At 61.9% G+C, this 14,889-nt stretch carries 24 protein-coding genes; 17 read left to right on the plus strand and 7 right to left on the minus strand.

Going from position 1 to position 14,889, the window contains the following annotated elements; translation table 11 throughout:
* The first annotated feature begins 63 nt into the window (after nucleotides 1-63).
* The 4 genes from NKI29_RS27355 to NKI29_RS27370 all read left to right on the plus strand — a co-directional run bounded on the left by NKI29_RS27355 (nucleotide 64) and on the right by NKI29_RS27370 (nucleotide 4,767).
* Nucleotides 64-501 carry a hypothetical protein gene (locus tag NKI29_RS27355; protein WP_352571268.1) on the plus strand — a complete coding sequence of 146 codons (438 nt, stop codon included), beginning with the start codon at nucleotides 64-66 and terminating at the stop codon, nucleotides 499-501.
* Between the two features lie 377 nt (nucleotides 502-878).
* Nucleotides 879-1,253 (plus strand): hypothetical protein, encoded by a 375-nt coding sequence (locus tag NKI29_RS27360; protein ID WP_352571267.1) that lies wholly within the window; start codon nucleotides 879-881, stop codon nucleotides 1,251-1,253.
* 154 nt (nucleotides 1,254-1,407) lie between these two features.
* On the plus strand, nucleotides 1,408-4,149 hold the full coding sequence (locus NKI29_RS27365) for an SGNH/GDSL hydrolase family protein (protein WP_352797882.1): 2,742 nt from the start codon (nucleotides 1,408-1,410) through the stop codon (nucleotides 4,147-4,149).
* 33 nt (nucleotides 4,150-4,182) lie between these two features.
* Nucleotides 4,183-4,767, plus strand: coding sequence for an acyltransferase (locus NKI29_RS27370; RefSeq protein ID WP_352571265.1), 585 nt, complete (start codon nucleotides 4,183-4,185; stop codon nucleotides 4,765-4,767).
* A gap of 28 nt (nucleotides 4,768-4,795) precedes the next feature.
* On the opposite strand, the gene NKI29_RS27375 is transcribed toward NKI29_RS27370, so the two are convergent.
* The 4 genes from NKI29_RS27375 to NKI29_RS27390 all read right to left on the minus strand — a co-directional run bounded on the left by NKI29_RS27375 (nucleotide 4,796) and on the right by NKI29_RS27390 (nucleotide 7,007).
* A complete protein-coding gene (locus tag NKI29_RS27375; protein WP_352474245.1) occupies nucleotides 4,796-5,542 on the minus strand; it encodes a hypothetical protein in 747 nt (248 codons plus the stop codon).
* A gap of 268 nt (nucleotides 5,543-5,810) precedes the next feature.
* A complete protein-coding gene (locus NKI29_RS27380; RefSeq protein WP_352452704.1) occupies nucleotides 5,811-5,984 on the minus strand; it encodes a hypothetical protein in 174 nt (57 codons plus the stop codon).
* Nucleotides 5,985-6,151: 167 nt separating this feature from the next.
* Complete coding sequence (locus NKI29_RS27385; protein WP_023675755.1) at nucleotides 6,152-6,319, minus strand: hypothetical protein; 168 nt, start codon at nucleotides 6,317-6,319, stop codon at nucleotides 6,152-6,154.
* A gap of 502 nt (nucleotides 6,320-6,821) precedes the next feature.
* Nucleotides 6,822-7,007: a hypothetical protein gene (locus NKI29_RS27390; protein ID WP_352571264.1), complete on the minus strand. Its 186-nt coding sequence runs from the start codon at nucleotides 7,005-7,007 to the stop codon at nucleotides 6,822-6,824.
* A gap of 158 nt (nucleotides 7,008-7,165) precedes the next feature.
* Between NKI29_RS27390 and NKI29_RS27395 the strand changes: the two genes are divergently transcribed.
* The 6 genes from NKI29_RS27395 (at nucleotide 7,166) to NKI29_RS27420 (ending at nucleotide 9,428) form a co-directional block, all read left to right on the plus strand.
* Nucleotides 7,166-7,963 carry an N-acetylmuramidase family protein gene (locus NKI29_RS27395; RefSeq protein WP_352797885.1) on the plus strand — a complete coding sequence of 266 codons (798 nt, stop codon included), beginning with the start codon at nucleotides 7,166-7,168 and terminating at the stop codon, nucleotides 7,961-7,963.
* Nucleotide 7,964: 1 nt separating this feature from the next.
* Nucleotides 7,965-8,177 carry a hypothetical protein gene (locus tag NKI29_RS27400; RefSeq protein WP_352571262.1) on the plus strand — a complete coding sequence of 71 codons (213 nt, stop codon included), beginning with the start codon at nucleotides 7,965-7,967 and terminating at the stop codon, nucleotides 8,175-8,177.
* Nucleotides 8,177-8,446 (plus strand): hypothetical protein, encoded by a 270-nt coding sequence (locus NKI29_RS27405; RefSeq protein WP_352571261.1) that lies wholly within the window; start codon nucleotides 8,177-8,179, stop codon nucleotides 8,444-8,446. Before NKI29_RS27400 ends, NKI29_RS27405 begins: the two co-directional genes overlap by 1 nt.
* Nucleotides 8,431-8,634, plus strand: coding sequence for a hypothetical protein (locus NKI29_RS27410; RefSeq protein ID WP_352571260.1), 204 nt, complete (start codon nucleotides 8,431-8,433; stop codon nucleotides 8,632-8,634). The genes NKI29_RS27405 and NKI29_RS27410 overlap by 16 nt, the downstream gene beginning before the upstream one ends.
* Nucleotides 8,634-8,957, plus strand: coding sequence for a hypothetical protein (locus tag NKI29_RS27415; protein ID WP_352571367.1), 324 nt, complete (start codon nucleotides 8,634-8,636; stop codon nucleotides 8,955-8,957). Before NKI29_RS27410 ends, NKI29_RS27415 begins: the two co-directional genes overlap by 1 nt.
* Nucleotides 8,958-9,128: 171 nt before the next feature.
* Entirely contained in the window at nucleotides 9,129-9,428 is a 300-nt protein-coding gene (locus NKI29_RS27420) for a hypothetical protein (protein WP_023675763.1), read from the plus strand.
* Nucleotides 9,429-9,479: 51 nt separating this feature from the next.
* On the opposite strand, the gene NKI29_RS27425 is transcribed toward NKI29_RS27420, so the two are convergent.
* Nucleotides 9,480-9,755: a hypothetical protein gene (locus tag NKI29_RS27425; protein WP_352571259.1), complete on the minus strand. Its 276-nt coding sequence runs from the start codon at nucleotides 9,753-9,755 to the stop codon at nucleotides 9,480-9,482.
* 168 nt (nucleotides 9,756-9,923) lie between these two features.
* On the opposite strand from NKI29_RS27425, the gene NKI29_RS27430 reads away from it, so the two are divergent.
* From NKI29_RS27430 to NKI29_RS27445, 4 genes are all read left to right on the plus strand, one after another.
* Nucleotides 9,924-10,220, plus strand: coding sequence for a hypothetical protein (locus NKI29_RS27430; RefSeq protein ID WP_352571258.1), 297 nt, complete (start codon nucleotides 9,924-9,926; stop codon nucleotides 10,218-10,220).
* Between the two features lie 342 nt (nucleotides 10,221-10,562).
* A complete protein-coding gene (locus tag NKI29_RS27435; protein ID WP_023675766.1) occupies nucleotides 10,563-10,868 on the plus strand; it encodes a DUF1236 domain-containing protein in 306 nt (101 codons plus the stop codon).
* Nucleotides 10,869-10,992: 124 nt separating this feature from the next.
* The gene (locus NKI29_RS27440) at nucleotides 10,993-11,205 is read left to right on the plus strand and encodes a hypothetical protein (RefSeq protein ID WP_352458318.1); all 213 of its coding nucleotides are present in this window, start codon (nucleotides 10,993-10,995) and stop codon (nucleotides 11,203-11,205) included.
* 86 nt (nucleotides 11,206-11,291) lie between these two features.
* Nucleotides 11,292-11,525, plus strand: coding sequence for a DUF2934 domain-containing protein (locus NKI29_RS27445; RefSeq protein ID WP_352571257.1), 234 nt, complete (start codon nucleotides 11,292-11,294; stop codon nucleotides 11,523-11,525).
* Between the two features lie 288 nt (nucleotides 11,526-11,813).
* Here NKI29_RS27445 and NKI29_RS27450 read toward each other — a convergent pair whose 3' ends face one another.
* Nucleotides 11,814-12,236: a hypothetical protein gene (locus tag NKI29_RS27450; protein WP_352571256.1), complete on the minus strand. Its 423-nt coding sequence runs from the start codon at nucleotides 12,234-12,236 to the stop codon at nucleotides 11,814-11,816.
* A gap of 183 nt (nucleotides 12,237-12,419) precedes the next feature.
* Between NKI29_RS27450 and NKI29_RS27455 the strand changes: the two genes are divergently transcribed.
* From NKI29_RS27455 to NKI29_RS27465, 3 genes are all read left to right on the plus strand, one after another.
* Nucleotides 12,420-12,671, plus strand: a complete 252-nt coding sequence (locus NKI29_RS27455) for a hypothetical protein (protein ID WP_023675770.1) — start codon at nucleotides 12,420-12,422, stop codon at nucleotides 12,669-12,671.
* Between the two features lie 184 nt (nucleotides 12,672-12,855).
* Nucleotides 12,856-14,106: an aconitase X gene (locus NKI29_RS27460; RefSeq protein ID WP_352797889.1), complete on the plus strand. Its 1,251-nt coding sequence runs from the start codon at nucleotides 12,856-12,858 to the stop codon at nucleotides 14,104-14,106.
* Complete coding sequence (locus NKI29_RS27465; RefSeq protein WP_023675772.1) at nucleotides 14,103-14,525, plus strand: aconitase X swivel domain-containing protein; 423 nt, start codon at nucleotides 14,103-14,105, stop codon at nucleotides 14,523-14,525. Before NKI29_RS27460 ends, NKI29_RS27465 begins: the two co-directional genes overlap by 4 nt.
* On the opposite strand, the gene NKI29_RS27470 is transcribed toward NKI29_RS27465, so the two are convergent.
* The gene (locus NKI29_RS27470) at nucleotides 14,522-14,740 is read right to left on the minus strand and encodes an SIP domain-containing protein (RefSeq protein WP_352458312.1); all 219 of its coding nucleotides are present in this window, start codon (nucleotides 14,738-14,740) and stop codon (nucleotides 14,522-14,524) included. The two genes, NKI29_RS27465 and NKI29_RS27470, sit on opposite strands and share 4 nt — an antisense overlap.
* Nucleotides 14,741-14,889: the final 149 nt, after the last annotated feature.

A 14,889-nucleotide genomic window follows, 5' to 3' on the forward strand; every position in this document is an offset into this window, starting at 1 on the left:
GTCACGGCACGCCGGAAGTTACCTGGATGGGCACGGCCATCCACTCAACCAATCGACAGTTCAATGATGCAATATTTCTACAGAAAACCCGATGTTGCCGGCGGCTTCGGCAAAGGAACTGTCCTTGATACGAGTGTCCACCCACCTGTCGTAAGCAAGCTTATTTACCAAATGGAGGGATGGTTCGGTGACGTGCTCATCACAACATTTCCTTGCTTTCTTGTGACCGAGGAGGCCAAGCGCGCTTTGTTGGAAGTTGGCTTCTCCGGTGCAACGTTCGCCCATGTTGAGGTCACGACGTCCGAGGATTTTCGTGAACTGCAGCCCGAGGTGGAACTTCCAGCTTTCGTCTGGCTGAAGATTAATGGACAAGCAGGCCGCGATGATTTCGGCATCGCTCGGGACCTACGCCTTGTTGTCTCGGAGCGCGTGCTGGATTTGCTCGAGCAGTTGGGAACCCCCTCTGCTGTTATTGAGCCTTTCGACGTCAAGCAAGGATAGTGAAGACAGGCGTTGGTTCCGCTCGCAGCGACGATCTTTCGTCGGTAGACGTTTTGGGTTCAGGTCCTTGCCCAAGGATCCGGACACAGGCTGGAATATGGATGTGTCTCATGAGATACCACCAGGCGACGGTGGGGCAGATCATGTATCAACATACTACCCCGTACCCGGCAGCCGGCTCGACCGGATCAGCGCTGGCGCGATCACCAGTGAGTATGCCACTCCGGCGATGGCAACCAGGCCGGGGGTTGGTGCCGCCATCGGGACAGCGGTCTGATTGTGGTCACGATGCTGGCTTATGGCCTGCTAACCGCAGAGCGGTACCAGTCGGTGGTGCCTTCTGGATCGCCTCCCATCCCAGATGAAGGATTGACCTGTTGCGCACAGACTCTTTTCCGACCATGGCAAGGATCGTTTTTCTGCTCACCTTGGCCGGCGTTCTCCTGCTCGCGCTTTCGCCGGTGCGGTTCCTGCAGGAGTTGGACATGGGCTTCACCTTCCAGCATGACAAGCTCAACCACGCAGCCGCCTTCGCCGTGTTGGCGGCGCTCGGAAGCCTCGGCTGGCCGGAACACAAGACGAGACTGGTCCTGCTCCTCGCTCTTACCGGCGCGGCGATCGAGCTGCTTCAAGGCGCGCAGCTGATCGCGCGCGATATGGATATCCTCGACTGGGTCGCCGACTGCGCCGGCATGGCCTGCGGGCTGGCGGCCATGGGCGGCACAAGAAGGCTGATTGGCGGATTGCTGTAGCCCTGGACCGCGTTGCCGCTCGCTGTCTGAAAAATGTAAATCACCGGCTGCGCCGGATAGCGCGGTGTCCGGCCGCGTAGCTTAGCTTTCCCACACCAGCACCGAACCCCTTCCAGCCTCGCTTATGCGGGGCTTTTTTATGGAGCAAGCCCTCATGTCCCGACCTGCAACTGCCGCCGTTCGTCTCCTGACCGGCGAACGCGAACCCGTGCGCCTCGCAACCACGGCCGACATCCTCCTGCACGGCCTGCAGGCCATCGACGGCGTGCCGGCCGAAATCGGCGACCGCGTGCTGGTCAAGGACCAGGCCGACCCGACGCAGAACGGCATCTACACCGCGAGCGAAGGCGAATGGTTCCGCGCCGCCGATGCCCGCACTACCCGCACCCTGCAGAAGGGCACGACGGTCCATACCCAGATCGGATCGGTCAATGCCGGCCGCGTGTTCGAGTTCACGGCCGACGAGCCGGCCGTCGGCACCGATGCCATCACCGTCGCCGCATCCGTTCCGCCCGACATCGCCGACGTGGTCGATGAGGTCGAAGCGCTGCGCGATGAAACCCAGGCGCTGAAGGATGCTGCCGAAGCCAGCGCCGGCCAGGCAGCCGCCAGTGCCGCCGCTTCCGCCGCGAATGCCGGCCAAACCGCCGCCGACCGGGCTGCGACCAATTCCGATGCCGTAGCCGCCGCGGCCGCCGTCATCAGCGCCCAGGCCGCACGCGACGCTTCGCTCTACGGCAAGGGCATTTTCCCGACGACGGCGGCGGCAATCGGCTTCGGCGTCGCCGGCAACGGTGCGATCACGCCAGGCTCGGGCGGCGCCAATGGCACGTTCGACCTGGCGTTTACCGGCGGAACTGGCTCGGGCGCTGCCGGCCGCTTCGTCGTGGCGGGCGGGGCGCTGACGCAGATACTGATCACGGCGCCGGGCTCCTACACAGTGGCGCCGACGTTCAGTTTTGCGGCGTCGGCAGGGCTCGCCGGCGCCGCCGCAGCGGCGGTGCTGGGCAGGAATGTCGATGTCGGCGAGTATTTCTGGACCGAAGTTTCGACTGGTTCGTTGGGGTTGTACAATGTCGGGGCAGGGCCTGTGGCGGCCGACACGGGCGTTCGCGCGGCAACGGCTGCTCTCCTTTCGAGCGTCGATAGCCTAGCAATGATCGAAGGCCTTAGCGTTCCGACCGCCAGGCTAACTGAGGCGGCCGGATCAGTCAGCCCATCTGTATACCGATCTTACTCTTTTGTGTCGGGCGACACGATCGAGCACATTGCCATTGCCAAAGCTGGAGAGCGAAGCATTCTGCAGCTTATTCACGCGGGGGCTGGTGCGGCCTATACAGCCAACTTCAATCTTGAGGAGGGTATCGTCTCAAGCAGTTCTGGCGCGAACCTCGTCAGCGCTGCCATCATGGATATTGGCTCCGGCTGGTACGAGTGCAAGGCTGTCGTCCTGGCTGCGGCAAATATTACGAACAATGTGCAGGCACGCATGTCGGCTGCTGGCGTTTTTCCGTTCACCGGCGATGGAACCAGCGGTATGTACATTCGCAGTATCGTGCTGCGCAAGCAGGGCCTGCCGGCTAACCTGTTCCCGAGCAGCGACCCCGCCAACGCCGCCTTCACGAAGCAGAACGTGACGGTTACCACCACGGTCAGCCCTTATGAACCGGTGCTGATCTCCCTGCCTCCGCTTGTCGATGGCCTCGACGTGACCGTCAGAGGCCGAATGACGGCATCGAAGCTTGTCGAAATGGTCGGCTCTGGCAATCCTTCCGTTTATCAGGGCAGGTCCGTGGTCAATGGCGACAATATCGTCTGGAAAGTCACCGCCAAAAAGGCCGAACGCAATCGTCTCAATCTCTACTCCAACAACGCCGTCATCTTCGACTGCACCTTCAATCTCGACACCGGGACTGCGACCGGCACGGGCGCGAGCATCGTCGCTCTTGGCAACGGCTGGTACGAATGCACGGTCACGAAGACGGCAACGGCCACGGCCGCGACGAACTGGCAACAGCGTATTTTCCCGTCTGCTGGCGGTCACCCGTATGTCGGCGATGGTGTGTCTGGATTCTATGTCCAAAGGTCGGCTCTAAGCATCAATGGTGGGCCGAATGTCTTCTCGTCTTCGGAAAACCTCTCCAACTCGGCCTGGACCAAAAGCGCCGGCGTGACGGCAGTCGCCAATGGCGCTCTGTATCTTGGCCTACTGTCGGATCCGGCCAACATCGGCGGCGATCCATATGACGACGGCTCGGCCGCCCTGGTTGGTAAGAAATTGACGCTGATCGGCTCTAGTATTTCGGCCGGAGCCTACTACGTTCCCGTCCTCGCCGGTCTGACCGGTATGGTCCCTACCAATCTAGCAGTCAGTGGCTCGGCCTTGGGGCTGAGCACCACCGCCTATCCGAGCTACGGAATGTCCAATGCGATCACCAATATTCCGGTCGACGCGGAGTTGGTAATCCTGGAGCCGGGCCCGAACGCCTTTGGCGCGCAGGAGACGCCCCTGGGCGCTCTCGGCGACACGACCTACGCCACTCACTATGGTTCGCTGTGGGCGGCGTGCGCCGCCATCCGAGCGCGTGCGCCGAACGCCAAGATCGTCATGATTGGCACCTACAGCGGCGGCCCTGGACACGCGACGCACCGGATAGGTCGGGTGAATGGCCAGAGCAACACCATGGACCAGTTCTTCAACGCCGAGCGCGAAGTGGCGAAGCTGCTGTCCATACCGTTAATCGACGTAGGTGGTGAGAGTGGCATCGGCTACCTGACCTCGTTGCTTTACATGGGCGATGAGCTCCATCCGAATGCTGCGGGCAGTCTGCGTCACGGAACTTTCGACGCTGAGGAACTCCGTTGTCTGTCGCGCCGAGGCTTCTTCGGAGCCTAGACTGGAATGGTCCTGTGTGGCAGATGTTCGCGAATGCGCGTCTTCTCCACCGTTCTCACTCTTCGCCGCCGCTTTTGGTCGTGGATCGCCACGGGCGCCGCTAGGGAGAATGCCGTCATCGGGCCGCGCACGAAGTTCGGCGCCGGGGCAGAGATCTTTAATATCCACGGTGACCGGTCTCGCGTCTCAATCGGCGCGGACAGCCATTTGGATGGGCATTTGCAGGTCTTTGCCCACGAGGGCCGGATCAACATTGATGATTGGTTCTATCTTGGCCCAAGCTCGACGATTTGGTCGTCAGACCCGGTGGGGATCAAGATCGGAAAGCGGGTACACGTCTCATGGGGTGTGGCGATCCACGACACCAACTCGCATCCTATGGACCCGAAGAAGCGCTTCGCGCAGATGCAAGCCATCTTCAAGCGGGGCCATCCTAGAGTCGACCCTGGCATCCGCTCAGCTCCGATCGTGATTGGAGACGATGTCTGGATTGGGAACAGTGCCATGATCATGAAGGGTGTCACGATCGGCGATCGGGCGATTATCTCCGCCGGTTCCATAGTGCGAACCGACGTCCCTGCTGACGCCCTGGTGCGGCCTGACCGGGTCGTGAAATGATGCCTTTGGGTTAATGCTCATCACACGGTTAGCTCACAGTCACGAAGGGCATGTGCTTGATCCGCTCCCATTGCTCCTTCGCCGTGGTTCCTGACCAGCCGTTGCGAAGTGCACTCTCGCGGTACGCCTCCACAGGCTCTAGTCCGGGCAAGGCCACAGTCTGCGGCAAGAAGAACAGGTTGCCGCCAGCCGCCGAGACAGCGACGAGTTTGTAGCCGTGACTATTGCAGAGCTGCGTCAGAGCGGTGATCGAGGCGCCGTGATACCAACCGCTTTCGTGCTTTGCGGCCCTATCGAACGACGGATCGTATGGCACGGTGACGGGGTTGAGCCCGAAGCTGGCATTGTACTCCGCGACAATGACGGCCGGGCGCACTGGCAGCAAGGCTTGCAGAAACCAGTAGTCGTTTCCATCGACATCGACGGAAAGCACTCCAAGTTGCGGAAAATGCGTGGCGAGACTTTCGATGTTGTTGAGATCAATGAAGCTCTGGCGCACTTCAATCCGCTTTGGAAGCAGCGAGCGCGCCAACCGCACGGTCGTTGCGTCGCCGTCGACGAGCAGACCCCTGAATTCACTAAGCCCAATGCAGTTGTACTCCGTCGGATGGAAACCAAATTCCAAGAACGTTTTCGGGCTTTGGCCAACAATCTGCGACAGGATCACACTTTCGTCTGATTGCGGAGACCCGGCAAGGCGAGCCTTTGCGAGGTGAAAATAATATCGGAGGGGGCTTGAGCGAAGGAAAGCATGCATGCGCGATTGGACATTCATCAATGGATGACTCCTGATCGCCCGCCCGCGGACAATTATTTGCGACAAGCGGCGGCGGTTTGCAAGCTTGCAAACGCGCGTGTCCGCCTGTCTGGAGGCCATTTGAAAATCGCCGAAAAGTTCGTCAGAAGAATTGCTCTGCGAGGCCGCTCGGGATGCTGTGCGCACCAACAATGGCACAGCAGGCCGACCAGAAATCCTACAGCTGGGCAGTATTTCGGAATTGTCAGGGTTCATCGCCGACGCGGACCCACCGCGGGCAGAGCCGCTACCGTCTGCTGTCCTGCGGCTTCTGGTGCGGGTCCTGGGATTTCGACCACCAGACAAAATACAGCGAGCCCATCTTCATCACAGGCACGCGGCGGTCGCGTTCCCTGGCCCGCAACTCACGATAGGTCTTCATCTTCAGAGTGCCGCCCGGCAACCTGATACGCACTGCCATCGGTCCAACTCCCGTTGTGCAACGCAGCAATTTTCGTGCAATGCGGTAAGTAGAGACCTTCCGTTGCGGAAGAGTCAACAGCAGGGTCATCAACTTATTTTGCGAGCTGGCCGGCGGAGGTCGGGGCGGGCTTTCCCAGGCGCATGGCAGCCGAAAAAATTCATGCGTCACCCTGGCGACTGATCGTCAATCAGGCGCTGGCGGTTCGACCACCAGGTGAAATAGATCCGGCCGATCTTGACGACGGGTATGCGGCGGGCGCGTTCGCGGTCGCGCAATTCGCGGTACACCTTCACCTTCAGTGTGCCGCCAGGCATCCTGATACGCACCGCCATCGATTCCGCCACCCCATTGTGCAATGCAGCATCAGAGACCTTCCGCTGCGGAAGAGTCAATGCCTGCCCGCTGACTATTTCTGGGACTAGTCGAGCGGTCTTGAGGTTTGGGCGCGCGCGGCCGTTCCCGATCCCGCACGGAGGCGTCATTGCTCAGTCGGCATCGTCTGGTGCGCGGGCTATTTCCTCGGCGAGGATTTTCTGGGCGAGGATGGGCGATCGGACACGCCGCTCGGCCACCAGATGACGAAGTAATTGCCGACCTGCCAAACCGGCACCTCGCGATTCTGCTCGCGGCGCCGCAGCTCGTCCCTTTTCTTGATCTTCAAAGTCCCGCCTGGAAGCCTGATTCTTATCGTCACGTGTCCTCCCGTACCCGCTACAGGTACGAACGATAGACGGGAACAGTTTCATCCCGGCTAAGCAATTTCATCCAGGTCGAGCAATTTCGGGCGCGGTAGACGCAGGAACCGGGACCTGAGCGAGATCGCCGGAACTGGCTTCATTTGAAGAAATCCGCAATGCCGTTGATGGCCAGCACCGCATAGACGATCGGTCCGGCGATAAACGCACAATAGAGGCAGAGGATCGCCGCCAGCACCAGCAGCAGCGGCTTGTCGCGACCGACGGCGCGGAGCTCGGACTTCACCGACCAGCGCGCCGCAGCGGTTTGTTCATCATCAGACATGTGCACCATCCCGCGGCCATTTCACACGGCAGGTGGAAAACATCAACCTTCCTTGCCACGGCAACATCGGCACGGGCTGCCGCCCAATTCTGCTTTGCCGCCAGGCATCTGCTTTTTCAACCTCAAAACCTTGCCCGCGAGGGCGGAAAGGACTGCCCATGGACATGACGTTCAGGGGCGCCGCGAGGCGCCTCGATGATATAGACTTGCCGAAACTCGGCGCCCGGATCGGCGTCGGCGAGGACGAGATGCACGCGTTCCTCGATGTTGAAACCAGCGGGCACGGCTTCGACGCCGTTGGCCGGCCGGTCATCCTGTTCGAACCGCACGTCTTCTACCGCAACCTGTCGGGTGCCAAGCGGGCACAAGCGGTAGCCGCCGGCCTCGCTTATCCGAAGTGGGGCGAGAAGCCCTATCCCAGGGATAGCTACCCACGGCTCAGGGCAGCTTGTGCGATCGACGAAACCGCGGCGCTCAAATCCGCCTCATGGGGCTTGAGCCAGGTTCTCGGCGAGAACTTCAAGGCCGCGGGCTTTCTTACCGTGCAGGCGATGGCCGAGGCGATGATGGCGGACGAGGCGCTGCAGCTCGGCGCGGCGATCGATTTCATCGTCGCGAACCGGCTCGACGACAATCTGCGCAATCATGACTGGGCTGCTTTTGCCAAGGGCTACAACGGCGCCGGCTATCGCAAAAACTCCTACGATACCAGGCTTGCCGAGGCCTATCGCAAATGGTCGCGCATCAAGGACACGCCCTGGCCGTCTGCCGGTCCGGTGTCATCCGCGGTTGTCCCTGCAGCCCCGCCAGAGCCCGCGAAGCCAATTGCCGTTCCACAACCGACCGCGGCGTCCTCTGCACCTCCCGTGCCTGCCGCCAGGCCCGGCCTCTGGGCAGCGCTGATCGCCGCCATCCTCAAACTATCAGCCATCCTCAAACTGTCTGGAAGGAAATGACATGTGGACCCGGATCAACAGCTTCTTCCGCGACAGCGAGACAATATTCTGGGCGCGGCTTCAGGCGGCCATCGGCGTCATCGCGACCATCGTTACCTATGTCGACCCGCAGGTGCTTTCGCCGATCATTCCGGGTGAATGGTTCCCCTGGTTTCTTGTCATCAACGGCATTTTGACCGAGTTCCTGCGCCGCCGCCGCGCGGAGGATTTGTGATGGCCGCGCTCCTCGCCATTCTCAGCGCCATCATCGGCAACAAGGTCGTCATGACGGTATTGGCCGCCGTGGCCGGCGGCATCGGCCTTTATGTTGCCGGCGGCATCAACCGGGCGAAGAAGGAGGCGGTCAAACAGGCCGAGGCAAAAGTCGCGGCCGCCGAGGACCGCCTCGAAATGAACCGCGAGGCCGCCGCCGAAGGGCGCAAGGCCGCCGGCATGACCGATGCGGCAGCAAGAGCGGAGGCTGAGAAATGGGCAAGGCGCTGATCCTCTGCGTGGTGCTCGCCGGCTGCACGACAACCGCACCGGCCGGCGATCCGCGCCAGGTCTGGTGCGACCACAACCAGCCGCGCCGGCCATCGGCGGCCGTCGTTGCCGCCATGAGCCGGCCCGAGCTCGACGAGATGAACGCCTTCAACGGGCAGGGTGCCAGATGGTGCGGGTGGACGCAATGATGCACGAATTACTCGACGTCCTGGGCATCAAGGCGCCGGTGTTGGTCGCCGGCCTGTCCGGCGGCATTTTGCGGGCCTTGTCGCGCCACCCCTACAAGGTCCGCGAAATGGTGGCCTCGCCGATCTGCGGCGCGCTGGCGGCGGCCTATCTGACGCTGCCGGTCGTGCATTATTTCCGCGCCGCCGGCCTGCCCATTCCTTCTCCGGACGACGACACCACGACGCTGGCCGCCGCGTTCCTCATCGGCGTCTCGGCGATGTGGATCTCGGACGTCGTCTTCGAGGTTATCGTGCGCCGGTTCGGGCCGGTGAAGGAGGAGTAAGCCGCCCAAGCCCGACGAAATAGTGACGTTCAGTTGGAGCCCGCCGCCCCGAAAGGGGCGGCGGGCTTTTTGCATTTTCCCTCGCATTCTGTACGATCTTTCTTTCGCGACAGGGCGGCTCGATCCGGCGCTGCCCGACCAAGATGCGCGTTAGGCATGGGAGATGGTGTCATGCTTGCCAAGGTCCTGACACAAGCGGCAGTCCTGACAGCCGGGGCGCTTCTGTTTGCCGCGACGGCCCACGCCCGGCCGGACAGCCGCGCGATGACGTGCGAACAGACACAGCTTCTGATCCAGAGGCATCGCTCGGTGGTGCTGACCACCGGCCAGAACACCTACGACCGATACGTTCGCCAATTCGGCAATGAATGCGACTGGCCGCAGGTGCCGCGCGCCGCTTATATCAAGACGCGTGACGGTCAATGTCCGGTCTATCGCTGCCAGGATCCGGTCTTCGACCTCCCGGACTGAAAGCAAGGGTTTTTCATCCGACCGCCGATGCAGAATGCGGAAGGCGGTGGCTCATTCCTCGTCGAAAGCACCACCTTCCCGTTGGAGATCGCGCGAAATGACGCGTTCATCGGTGTCGTCCGGCAAGGCCTCGTCGCTTTCCTGGTAAGCGTTATCGTCGTCCTCCTCCGGCAATTCGCCGCTTTTCTCGACGTCATAGCGAATATCGCCGTTTTGCGGCACGCCGTCAGGGAGGATTCTCCCGCTCCGGATGGCGTCCCAGTCCTGCTGCTGGATCGTCGGGCTCTCCGTCTCGTCGTCGGTTCGTTCTTTCCTGCGCGGTTCCATCGCCGGTTCTCCATAATGTCAGCGGCCCTGAATTGGCTCAGTGGTTGAACTCATAAGTCTGGCGGCCGGTTCCGTGCCGCTGCGGTCCGGGCGCATTGCCGCACGACGGAACCAATCGCGCCTGCCCGCCTTCACATTCAGAAGATACTGGCGCGAAAGGAGCTCGATATGAGACCGCTCATTTTCTTGCCGTATATGCTAGGTGCGCTGCTGCTGGCGGTGCCGGCGGCCGCGCAGCCGGGCGAACAGGCGCAATCCGACCGCTGCAAAGTCGAGCTGCCCGACCAGAACAGCGAGCAGCAGAAGCCGGCCGGCAACAATTTGTCCGATACGCTCGAGCCATGCGGTGGGGTCCTGAAGCCCCCGCCAACGGGCGATCAGGGCATGGCGGCGCCACCGCCGGACGAGGGCAGGACCCCGGTGATCAAGCCCGGCGAGGTGCCGCCACAGCCGCCAAAGCAGTAGCAGCGACGAGCGGCAACTTCGCGCCGCTTGCGCCGGCAGGTTTGTTGCACTCGCTTAGGAACATTAGCTTGTCCTAAATGTTATTTCAGACGCAGTAGATATCACCCCCCTCCGGTATCGCTGCTGATCGGGAAACCGATCGGCCCGCGTCTTGCGACGCGGGCCACCGCAGTTCATTCGCAGTCCATTCGCCGCATCGCGCGGGCACTTCACCGCTGTTCGATTAGCCGCCACTTACGGAACAACAAGGTGGCGTGGGCGTTTGCCTAGAGGGTTCGCCGCTTCGACCGGAATGCCGCGTCGCAATTGTAAGGGCGAGGCCCGTAACAACAGGAGTAGACGATGAAAATCCACCTTGTTCCTGCTGCGGCGGGATTGGCGTTGCTTGCCGGCGTCGGCGTGGCCACCGCGGACCAGGTGATTGTCACGCCCGAACAGCAGACGGTCATCCGCGAATACGTCCACAAGCACCCGCTTGCGTCGATCAGTCTTCTGGGGGTGGAGCTCAATATCGGTTCCACGTTGCCCGATACGGTCGAGCTGCAACCGATCGATGTTCCAGACGTGCGGTACAGATACGTCGTCGTCGGCAATCGCACCGTGCTCGTCGACCCAGGCACCCGCAAGATCGTGCAGGTCATCGAGTGATCGGCGTTGCCAAACCGCGAACCGGGTTTGGAAAGGTCACGGTCTAATAACCAAATCAGAGCTTCATCCCGAGCGATCGGGATGGAGCCGCTGTCGTCTCGAAACAAGGAAAGGAGCCATTCCCATGCTGCCGCATGTCGAGCCGGTCAACGTGGCCGCCGCCGTCGACAAACTGCTTGCTGAACGAGGCGATGGCCTACTGTCGATGAAGGCGGCGATCGCACTGTTGCGCAAACGCACCGGAACGGAGCGCTCGGACGCCGACCTTGAAGGGCTGATCATCAAGAAGGCGGCGCTCCTTGGCGTCGCTGTCCTGTGTGACAGAGAGGTTCAATGACGGTGTTGCCTACGCCTCAAGACGCGGGTCGAAATTTCAGCTAGAACAGCGTTGCTTACGCATGAACCGAGCCGACGGAGGCAACAGTGACGGACAGGCAGGAACGGATTCGCCAGCGAGCACACGCGATCTGGGAACAGGCAGGCAGGCCCGACGGGGCGCATCAGCAGCATTGGGATCAGGCTACCACAGAAATCGACACGGAAATCGCCGCGAAAGAGAAGACCGCCAGCCGGCCGAAGCCGACACCACGTCAGCCTAAGACGGCGCCCGCCACCAAGGACGGAAGCAAACCCAAGGCGCGACCACGCAAAGCGTGAACTCGAGCGGATTTAGGCAGACTTGGATTGAACGCGTCCAAACGGCAGAATTCAGATCCATCATTGGCTACGTTCATGGTATAGGCCCGGCCGCCTTGTCCGGATCGGTCCGGTCACGGCGGAACTGCCCTGCCCAAGGCAATGGCAACAGCCATTCCTCGTGCCTGCCAGCGCAGAGCTCATATTCAGGCGCGAGATTCGTCGGCGCCAAGCCCGCCATCCCAATGGCGGGCTACTTACCGCCTTGCACGTGGCGGCAGCAGGGCGGGGCTCACACGAGCACGCGCCTCAGTGTGTTTGACGGCCAGGATCCGGCGAAGCGGACGCTCCGTCTTCCAAGGCGTCCCAGCCCACGGCGGGGCTGCTTTGCATCAGCTGAGGGCACGCAAACTCCGCCAGATCGGTTTCCGCGAAGCCGTCGAACTCGATAGCCGCGCCGTAGAGCTGGGCTGCTTGCATGACGAGCCATTCGATGTCTTCGCGCGCAACATTCTCGGCGAGGTTCTGCAGTCGCGCGGCTTCGGCGACAGCAGTCAGATTGATGGCAATCCCGGACCGCAATGTAGCCCGAACTCGGGAACTGACGTCTTCGTGCAGGCGAACCGAAAATCCGTAGCGCATGGAAAACCTTCCCTTCAGGAGCGGTTTGTCCCTCGCTTTCACCATGCGCCCAGAGTCGGCGATTGACAAGCGAAAATCTTGAAAAATCATTTAGTATCAAATAGTTAGTGTATTTTGTCGATTGTGCGGTTGATGCTTGATCCGCTTCATTGGATTTCTGCACGGATCACGCATCTGGAGATCTTGACGTACTCTGCCAACATACCTAACTCTACGAAGAATTAGGAACATGCTAACTCAGCTAGTTTTAGCCTGGTATGACTGGAGGCCGAGATGTCCGAACTGGAACGCCCGGAACGATTGCAGATCATGCTGACCGCCGATGAACTGGCGGCGTTGGAGAACTGGCGCTTCGACAAGCGCATGCCGAGCCGGTCGGCCGCGGTACGGGAACTTTTGAGGCGAGGCCTCACAGCCGATGGTTTCCTGACGGCGGCGCATGGGACCAAGTCGCGCGACTTCGGCATCCTGCCGCATTCTGCAGATGGCGACGGGGCAGTCGACGGGGTGCCCCAGAAGGAATAGCGTCGTTTCCGCGGCGATCGCCCGCTCTGCGACCGTGCTTCGCGACTCTCTTGCTTCGCGATGAGCTGTGAACGTCTGGTCCGCTGATCGCCGCGAAGTAGAAGAGATCCAAAGCTCTGTCTTGCCAGACGCTCCGCAATCAGGGAGTGCTCGATCGGCATGGTGTGGGCTCGGGAATTTGCCGATGACGCTGGAATTGACGGCCGGCGACCAGTCGATGCTGCATGGCGAGCAAGGCTCGGCAGCGGCTGCCGCCATGAAGATCCTGGTCGCTTTCGCGAAGGCGGTCGGCGCGCGCAAATTGCTGGACATTGCCGGTGCCCATATCGACGGCTGCCTTTATCACGGCCAGGCCAGCCTCGATTTCGTCGAAATGCTGATCGAGGGCGGCGGCCGCGTTCGGGTGCCGACGACGCTGAACGTCGGTTCGTTCGACCTCATCCATCCCGGATTGGTGAAGATGCCGGTGTCGCAAGAAACGCCGGCGCGACGCCTGATGAAGGCGCATCTGGAACTCGGCTGCCAGGCGACCTTCACCTGCGCACCCTATCAGACCCGGTTCCGGCCAAGGTTCGGCGAGCAGATCGCCTGGGGTGAGTCCAACGCCATCGTCTTTGCCAATTCGGTGATCGGGGCGCGGACCAACCGCTATGGCGATTTTATCGATTTGTGCTGCGCAATGACCGGGCGCGCGCCGGCATGGGGGCTGCATCTGAGTGAAAATCGACGAGGCCAGGTCCTGTTCGAGCTGACTGACGCTGCTTTCGAGCCAAGCGACGCTCTGTTTGTCGGCGTCGGGCTGATCATCGGGCAAAGGGCTCGCGACCGCATCCCTGTCATATCGGGCCTGCCGCAGCCGCGCGACGAGGACCAATTGAAGGCGCTGGGGGCGGCGGCGGCAACGACGGGTGCCGTGGCGCTGTTTCATGCCGTCGGCATCACGCCGGAGGCGAAGACGCCGGATGAGGCGTTGCACGGCCTGGCGCCGGAGGAAAAAATCCGGATCTCTCGCGCTGACATCCACCATGCGCTGGCCAGGCTGTCGAGCGTCCCCGACGGCGTGCAGCTTGCAGCCGTGTCGTTAGGCACGCCGCATTTCTCCCATGAAGAGTGGATGCGCCTGTTGCCGCTGCTGCGCGAAGTCGGTCCAGGCAAGGGTGTCCCAATCTATGTCAACACAGGGCGCGCGACGCTGACGCGGCTGCAGGACGAAGGCGCACTGGCCGGCATGGAAGCCTTCGGCCTCGTTCCGGTCACCGACACCTGCACCTATGTCACGTCGATCCTCGAGCGTCTCGATGGCGTGGTGATGACCAATTCGGGCAAATGGGCGCATTACGCACCTGGCAATATCGGTGTCTCGGTGGCCTTCGGTGACATGGAAGACTGCGTCCCCTCGGCTGCGGCCGGCCGCGTCGTGCGAGGCGCGCCATGAAGACGCCGGCCAGAACCGGTACATTCCACCTTTCCGGCTCGGCACAAGGCCCAGCGCTGGTGCTTTCGCAGGCGCTCAGCTTCTGGGGCGGGATCGACGTCGAAACGGGCGACATCATCGACCATTCGCATCCGGACCTGGGCGGCAATATCGCCGGCAAGATCCTGGTGATGCCGAGCGGGCGAGGGTCGTCGTCCTCGTCTTCGGTTCTAGCCGAAGCGATCCGCAGAGGCACGGCGCCGGCCGGCATTATCCTGGAGCGGCCGGACCCGATCCTTGCCGTCGGCGCCATCGTTGCCGAATTCCTCTACGAAATCAGCATGCCGCTGGTTGTCTGCGACATGTCAGGCATTGTCTCCGGCGACCGGATCGCAATCGGTCTGGGCGAAGATGCGCAAGCGATGGTGAGCAAGCTCTAGCCGGCCATCAGTCCCGCCGCGCCCCGCCGCCAGTAGGCTGCCGCCAGTGTTTCGTTGCGGCCGAGCGCCAGCGTGCCGCGCCAGTGTTCGCGCACCGTCGTGGCGGCTGCCGCTTCGGCCGCGAACCAGCCGAATGCCGAACCGGTCGGCCATGCGAGCAACCTTACCCACAGGAGCGAAATGGCATGGTCGGCAGTGATAGCGGGCGCGGGCACATGCGCTGGTTTCGATCGGGCAGCATGACGGTTATGCTGCCGATGGCGTGTCTGTCCTTGCGCCGTCTTGCGGGTTCAAGGCACTGGCCGCCGAGACGGTCGTCGCCGGCGGCGGAGACGAAGGCGCTGTTCGTATTGGGCGGCGCATC

It is taken from the genome of Mesorhizobium sp. M0678 (genome assembly GCF_040320505.1).
Lineage (GTDB): Bacteria > Pseudomonadota > Alphaproteobacteria > Rhizobiales > Rhizobiaceae > Mesorhizobium.